The organism is Streptomyces sp. NH27 (genome assembly GCF_056859195.1).
The window spans coordinates 1-7,047 of record NZ_JACEGK010000425.1 but is presented as its reverse complement, the minus strand read 5'-3'; the positions used below and the strand labels follow the sequence as shown (position 1 = coordinate 7,047).

The following is a 7,047-nucleotide window of genomic DNA, read 5'->3' as shown; positions in this document are numbered from 1 at the left end:
GGTGCGGACAGTTGACCGATTCGACCTGCGAAACCGCAGGTCAGGCCGGTCTGACCAGGGATCGGGCCCAGTCAGGACTGCTTGGTCTCCCAGAAGATCTTGTCGATCTGGGCGATCAGGTCGAGCGCCTTCTGGCCGGTCGCCGGGTCGTTCGACGCCTTGGCGGCGCTGAGCGCCTTGAGGGTGTCGTTGACGAGCTGGTGAAGCTGCGGGTACTTCTCGAAGTGCGGGGCCTTGAAGTAGTCGCTCCACAGCACCGAGACGTGGTGCTTGGCGAGTTCCGCGCGCTGCTCCTTGATCAGGACAGCGCGAGTGCGGAAGTCCGCGTCCTCGTTGGCCTGGTACTTCTCCTGCACCGCCTTGACCGACTCGGCCTCGATACGGGCCTGAGCCGGGTCGTACACGCCGCACGGCAGGTCGCAGTGTGCGCTTACCTTCACCTTGGGCGCGAACAGGCGAGTCAACATGGCCGTCCTTCCTCGTGATCGTCTTTCAGGTGCGACATTACTCCCTGGGGTAGTCGTTTTCCCGGCTGCCCCAGGTGGCTTAGGACAAAAGTCTGGTGTCACCCTGGGGGAAGAAACGAACCTGGAGGCGGAGGATGCGGGAGCAGGGGGCGAGGCTGTCATGGCAGCTCGTCGAGGTCACCGGCCCGTCGATGGCACCGACACTGCTGCACGGCGACTGGCTGCTGATCCAGAAGATCAGTAGCGGCGCCGAGCAGGTACGCGAGGGGGACGTGGTGGTACTGCGGCATCCCCTCCAGCAGGACCTGCTGATCGTCAAGAGAGCGGTCGAGCGCCGCGGGAGCGGCTGGTGGGTGATGGGGGACAACGCCTTCGTCGCCAACGACAGCCGGGAGTTCGGCACCGTGCCGGACGAGCTGGTGCTGGCTCGGGCCAGGGGCCGGTTCCGACCGCCGGGCGAGCTTCAGCGCTCGGTGGCCGGGGTGGCCTCGTGGGCCGCGTCGTGCGTGCGCCCGCTGCGCGCCGACCGGTCGTTCTCCAGGCGCTTGCGGGCCCGGTAGGCCGCCACGTTCGCGCGGGTGGCACAGCGGTCGGAGCAGTACCGGCGCGAACGGTTTGTCGATGTGTCGATGTATGCGTTGCGACAGGGGGCTGCTTCGCAGATGCCCAGGCGGTCCACCCCCAACGAGGTGACCTGGACCGCCAGTCCCATGCACGCGATCGCCGAGTAGGAGGCCGCGGTGTTCACCGCGTGGTCGGCCAGGTGCATGTGCCAGTCCGGCCGGCCGGTCTCCTCGCTGACGAAGGTGTGCCCGGAGACCTGCGGGCTGACCGGGAACTCCAGCATCAGCGCGTTGAGCAGGTCCACCGCGCGGACTTCGTCCTGCTCGTCGGCCGCCTCGAAGATCCCGCGCAGCCGGGTCCGCACCGCGCGCAGCCGCGCCACATCGATCTCCACCGCCTTCGCGGCGAGGTGGGTGCTGTTCCCGCACAACTCCCGGACGGCGTCGGTCGAGGTCAGGGTGTCGGTGCCGCGCCGCGGCTCCTCGGTGTTCACCAGGCGCACGGCGTAGTCCGAGTAATAAGCCAGTTCCACTTGTGGTCCTTACTGGTCACGGTCTAGCATCTGTAATAGCCACATGGGCTACCAGGGTATTACATGCAAGGAGGGGTTCGGGGTGCCCATCGCATCGGAGAGCGCCAGGAGCGGTCAGCACGACACGGACTGGGCCGCCTGGCAGCGGAGCTGGGATCACCAGCAGGAGTGGTATCTGCCCGACCGGGAGGAACGCTTTCGGGTGATGCTCGACATGGTCGAGGCGACGGTCGGCGACGCGCCCAGGGTGCTGGACCTCGCCTGCGGTACCGGAAGTATCACGGACCGGCTGCTGCGGAGGTTCCCGCAGGCGCGCAGCACCGGTGTCGACCTCGACCCGGCGCTGCTCACCATCGCACGCGGATCCTTCGCGCAGGACGACCGGACGTCCTTCGTCACCGCCGACCTCAAGGACCCGCACTGGCCGGAGGCCCTCCCGTACGACACCTACGACGCGGTCCTCACCGCGACCGCGCTGCACTGGCTGCACTCCGACGAACTGAGCGTGCTCTACGGGCAACTGGCCGGGCTGGTCAGGGCCGGTGGGGTGTTCCTCAACGCCGACCGCATGCCCGACCCCGCGACACCCCTGATCAACGCGGCGGAATCCGCGCAGCGGCACGCCCGCATGGAGCGGGCGCGTACGGAGGGTGTGCTCGGCTGGGCCGAGTGGTGGCAGCTCGCCGCGGCCGAGCCGGCGCTCGCCGAGGCCACGGGGGAGCGGTTCCGCATCTACGGGGAGCACGCCGACGGTGACACGCCGTCCGCGGCGTGGCACGCCGGGGAGTTGCGCTCCGCCGGGTTCCGGGAGGCCCGCACGGTGTGGGCGTCCCCCTCGGACGCGATGACGCTGGCGCTGCGCTGAGGCGGTCCCCCCGGGGTGCCCCGCCCTCGCCGTACGGGACCGGCGGACGGCGGCACCCCGGTGGGTCGGGGCACCGCAGCCACGCGTCACAGCACCTTTGACAGGAACGCCTTCGTGCGTTCGTGCTGGGGGCTGCCCAGCACGTCACGGGGGTGCCCGGACTCCACGACCTGGCCGTCGTCCATGAAGACCAGCGCATCGCCGACTTCGCGGGCGAAGCCCATCTCGTGGGTGACGACGATCATCGTCATACCGTCCTCCGCGAGCCCGCGCATCACGTCGAGCACGTCGCCGACGAGTTCGGGGTCGAGCGCGGAGGTCGGCTCGTCGAAGAGCATCAACTTGGGCTCCATGGCGAGCGCCCGGGCGATCGCCACCCGCTGCTGCTGCCCGCCGGACAGCTGGGACGGGTAGTTGGCCGCCTTGTCGGCCAACCCCACCCGGTCCAGCAGGCGTTGGGCCCGCTCCCGGGCCACCGCCCGGCTCTCCCGGCGGACCTGCACCGGGCCCTCCATGACGTTCTCGATCGCGGTGAGGTGCGGGAAGAGGTTGAAGCGCTGGAAGACCATCCCGATGTCGCGCCGCTTGGCGGCCACCTCGCGGTCGCGCAACTCGTAGAGCTTGCCGCCGTGTTCGCGGTAGCCGATCAGCTCGCCGTCGACCCACAGCCGGCCGGCGCTGATCTGCTCCAGGTGGTTGACGCACCGCAGGAACGTGGACTTGCCCGAGCCGGACGGCCCGATCAGGCAGAACACCTCGCGCGGTGCCACCTCCAGGTCGATGCCCTTGAGGATGTGCGAGGCCCCGAAGGACTTGTGCACCGCCTCGGCACGCACCATCGGTTCGACGCCGGACTTCAGCAGGCCGGTGCCCTTGCTGGTCGTGCTCATCTCAGGCCACCTTCGGTCGGCGCAGGGTGGTCAGGTTGCTCATGACCTTCTGCCACGGGGTCGGCGGCAGCGAGCGCTGCGAACCGCGCGCGTACCGCCGTTCCATGTAGAACTGGCCGACGCTGAAGACGCTGGTCAGCACCAGGTACCAGATCGAGGCGACGAAGTACATCTCCATGATCGCGGTGGTGTCGCTGCCGATGTTGGTGGCGGCGCGCAGGAGTTCGGTGTACTGCACCACCGAGACCAGCGACGAGGTCTTCAGCATGTTGATGAACTCGTTGCCGGACGGCGGGATGATCACCCGCATCGCCTGCGGCAGGATGATGCGGCGCATCGTCTGCGCGCCGGTCATGCCGAGCGCCTGCGACGCCTCCGACTGCCCCTCGTCCACCGACTGGATGCCGGCCCGGACGATCTCGGCCATGTACGCGCCCTCGTTGAGGCCGAGGCCCAGCAGGGCGGCCACGAACGGGGTCATCACGGCGGTGGTGTCGTTCTTGTACAGCGGCATCAGGTTGATGGTGTGGAAGATCAACGCGAGGTTGAACCACATCAGCAGCTGCACGTACACCGGGGTGCCGCGGAAGAACCAGATGTACAGCCACGCGACGGCGCTGGTCACCGGGTTCTTCGACAGCCGCATCACCGCGAAGAGCACGCCGAGCACCAGGCCCATGGCCATCGAGCACACCGAGATGAGGATGGTGCGCCACACGCCCTGGAGGATGGTGTGGTCGAAGAGCCGGCCGCGGACGGTGCCCCACAGGATGTCGCCCTGGGAGAAGGCGTAGGCGAGCCAGGCCAGCAGCCCGAGCACGACCAGCCCGGCCACCCAGCGCCCGTAGTGGCGCACCGGGATGGCACGGATCGGCTCGTACGGCACGGTGTTCGGCGGAGCGCCGGCCGGGGCCGGGGTGCCGGCCGGTTCGTCGGGCGTGGTGTTCGGCGGGGTGCCGGGTGGGTTGCCGGCCGGTTCCGGGCCGGCCACTGCGCCGGTCATGTCAGGAGCCGCCGTTGATCGCGGCCGTCTTGATCGCGCCGCTGTCGGCGTTCCACTTGTGCAGCACCTGGGCGTAACTGCCGTCCTGGATGATCGCGTTCATCGCCTGCTGCAGGACGTCCCGCAGCTGGCTGTTGCTCTTGTCGAGCGCGATGCCGAAGGGGCCGGCGTCGGCCGGGGAACCGGCGATCTGGAAGTCGTTGCCGTTGCCGGACTTCTGCGCGATGTACGCGGCCACCGGGGTGTCGTTGAGGTCGGCGACCGCGCCGCCGGCCTTGACCCGGGTCTGTGCCTCGGCGTCGGTGTCGAACGCCTGGATCGTCAGGCCCTTCGAACCGCAGGCCGTCTTCTGCTTCTTGAACGCGCCCTCGTAGATCGTGCCCCGCTGGACGGCGACGGTCTTGCCGCACACGTCGGCGAGCGACGTGATGTTCTTCGGGTTGCCCTTCCGCACCAGCAGGGAGGAGCCCGACATGTAGTAGTCGACGAAGTCGACGCCCTTGCCGGTCTTCTTGCCCTTCTCGTCCAGTCCTTGCTGGCGGTCCTTGGTGTCGCTCATAGCGGACATCACGATGTCCTCGCGGCCGGTGTAGAGCGAGGTGATCAGACCGTCGAACTGGCCGTTGGTGAATTCGAGCTTCACGCCCAGCTGCTTGGCCAGGGCGGCGCCGATGTCGGGGTCTATGCCGATGATCTTGCCGTTGGAGGTCTGCTCCATCGGCGCGTACGAGGCGTCGGTGCCGACCTTGATCACGCCGGCGTCCTGGAACTTCTTCGGCAGCTTCGCGAACAACGGAGCCGCGGACTTGCTGGTCGAGGACGTCGCGCCGGACGAAGCACCGGACGAACTACCGTTGTCGTCCTTCTTGGTCTGGTCGCCGCACCCGGTGAGCACCAGGGCGCCGGCGACCGCGAGCGCGGCGACCGCGGTGAGGCGAGTGAGGGGGGTCGAACACCGGGGGGAGCCTGCGGTCATGGCTGTGTCCTCCAACGAAACGGGCGTGTTACCTGCGGTCGATCCTTGGGCGTCGGGGGCACGCGTCGTCGAGCACCACCACCCAGTGTGATCTGTGCATCTTGCCATCCGGACAGCGCCAGGCAGGGTTCCCGTTGTGTCAAAATCGGGTAACGGGCCATCCCCGGGCTGCCATCGGGCCGGCACACCAAGGCCAGACCACGATGGGGCCGTGTCGTCCTCCTTGCCCCCGCAGGGGGTAGCGACGGTAGAACGGGACCTTCACCCCTCATCCGGGGCCTACGGCGTGCGTGCGGCGCGCCTGGCGCCGCTGTGCCACCTCGGCTACTCGTACCCGGTGGCGGCGGCGCCGAGCCCACCTCGCCCCGTATCGGGGCGAGCACTCACCCTCACCTTCTCGACCAAGGGGTCACACAGTGGCAGCGGAGATCGTCAATCCCCGAACCGTTACGGACACCGCCGAAGCGGACGAACAGTTCCCGATCGACCCGGTGTTCGCGTTGCACCGCGGCGGCAAGATGGCGGTGGTCGCCACCGTGCCGGTCCGCGACGCCGACGACCTGTCGCTCGCCTACACGCCCGGCGTCGCCGAGGTCTGCACGGCGATCGCCGAACGGCCGTCGCTCGTGCACGACTACACCTGGAAGTCGCAGGTCGTCGCGGTGGTCACGGACGGCACCGCGGTGCTCGGGCTGGGCGACATCGGGCCGGAGGCGTCGCTGCCGGTGATGGAGGGCAAGGCGATCCTCTTCAAGCAGTTCGGCGGCGTGGACGCGGTGCCGATCGCGCTGGCCTGCACGGACGTCGACGAGATCGTGGAGACCGTGGTGCGGCTCGCGCCGTCCTTCGGCGGGGTCAACCTGGAGGACATCTCCGCGCCGCGCTGCTTCGAGGTCGAGCGGCGGCTCAAGGACGCGCTGGACATCCCCGTCTTCCACGACGACCAGCACGGCACCGCGGTGGTCACGCTCGCGGCGCTGCGCAACGCGGCCACGCTCACCGGCCGTTCGCTCGGCGACCTGCGCGCGGTGATCTCCGGCGCCGGGGCGGCCGGCGTCGCCATCGCGAAGATCCTGCTGGAGGCGGGGGTCGGCGATGTCGCGGTCACCGACCGCAAGGGCGTGGTGCACGCCGGCCGGGACGACCTCAACGCCGTGAAGCGCGAGCTGGCCTCGTATACGAACAAGGCGGGGCTGACCGGCTCGCTGGCGGACGCGCTGGCCGGCGCGGACGTCTTCATCGGCGTCTCCGGGGGCACCGTGCCGGAGGAGGCGGTGGCGAGCATGGCGGAAGGCTGCTTCGTCTTCGCGATGGCCAACCCCACGCCCGAGGTCCACCCGGACGTGGCACACAAGTACGCGGCGGTGGTGGCCACCGGGCGCAGCGACTTCCCCAACCAGATCAACAACGTGCTCGCCTTCCCCGGGATCTTCGCCGGCGCACTCCAGGTGCGGGCGTCGGCCATCACCGAGACGATGAAGCTCGCCGCCGCCGAGGCGCTGGCCGCGGTGGTCGCCGGCGAACTGTCCGCGGACCGGGTGATCCCGTCGCCCTTCGACCCGCGGGTGGCCCCGGCGGTCACCGCGGCGGTCGCGGCCGCGGCCCGCGCGGAGGGCGTCGCCAGGCGGTAACGACCTGGGGGTAATGGGGAGTGGATCAGGGAGCGGCGTCATGTGGCTTCGGATCCAGGGCGGAGGAGGGAGGCGACGCGGTGGGGGCCCCTCCCACGCCGCATGCTGTGGGGGAGTCG

At 69.4% G+C, this 7,047-nt stretch carries 8 protein-coding genes; 3 read left to right on the top strand and 5 right to left on the bottom strand.

All coding sequences use genetic code 11. The annotated features are described in order from the left end of the window. Positions 1-71 precede the first annotated feature (71 nt). Entirely contained in the window at positions 72-467 is a 396-nt protein-coding gene (sodN, locus tag AC13HU_RS28020; protein ID WP_483044745.1) for a superoxide dismutase, Ni, read from the bottom strand. Positions 468-601: 134 nt separating this feature from the next. Between sodN and sodX the strand changes: the two genes are divergently transcribed. After that, positions 602-1,027, top strand: coding sequence for a nickel-type superoxide dismutase maturation protease (gene sodX / locus AC13HU_RS28015; protein WP_483044744.1), 426 nt, complete (start codon positions 602-604; stop codon positions 1,025-1,027). On the opposite strand, the gene AC13HU_RS28010 is transcribed toward sodX, so the two are convergent. Beyond that, positions 931-1,563, bottom strand: coding sequence for a CGNR zinc finger domain-containing protein (locus AC13HU_RS28010; protein ID WP_483044743.1), 633 nt, complete (start codon positions 1,561-1,563; stop codon positions 931-933). The two genes, sodX and AC13HU_RS28010, sit on opposite strands and share 97 nt — an antisense overlap. Positions 1,564-1,645: 82 nt before the next feature. Between AC13HU_RS28010 and AC13HU_RS28005 the strand changes: the two genes are divergently transcribed. Beyond that, the gene (locus AC13HU_RS28005; RefSeq protein WP_483044742.1) at positions 1,646-2,428 is read left to right on the top strand and encodes a class I SAM-dependent methyltransferase; all 783 of its coding nucleotides are present in this window, start codon (positions 1,646-1,648) and stop codon (positions 2,426-2,428) included. Positions 2,429-2,514: 86 nt separating this feature from the next. Here AC13HU_RS28005 and AC13HU_RS28000 read toward each other — a convergent pair whose 3' ends face one another. From AC13HU_RS28000 to AC13HU_RS27990, 3 genes are read right to left on the bottom strand one after another with little or no spacing between them, the layout of a single operon-like run. Beyond that, positions 2,515-3,267, bottom strand: a complete 753-nt coding sequence (locus AC13HU_RS28000; protein WP_483044746.1) for an amino acid ABC transporter ATP-binding protein — start codon at positions 3,265-3,267, stop codon at positions 2,515-2,517. Between the two features lie 52 nt (positions 3,268-3,319). Next, a complete protein-coding gene (locus AC13HU_RS27995; protein ID WP_483044741.1) occupies positions 3,320-4,321 on the bottom strand; it encodes an amino acid ABC transporter permease in 1,002 nt (333 codons plus the stop codon). A 1-nt stretch (position 4,322) separates the two neighbouring features. After that, a complete protein-coding gene (locus AC13HU_RS27990) occupies positions 4,323-5,297 on the bottom strand; it encodes an ABC transporter substrate-binding protein (protein WP_483044740.1) in 975 nt (324 codons plus the stop codon). 416 nt (positions 5,298-5,713) lie between these two features. Here AC13HU_RS27990 and AC13HU_RS27985 point away from each other — a divergent pair, with 416 nt between their 5' ends. Then, a complete protein-coding gene (locus AC13HU_RS27985) occupies positions 5,714-6,928 on the top strand; it encodes an NAD(P)-dependent malic enzyme (protein WP_483044739.1) in 1,215 nt (404 codons plus the stop codon). Positions 6,929-7,047: the final 119 nt, after the last annotated feature.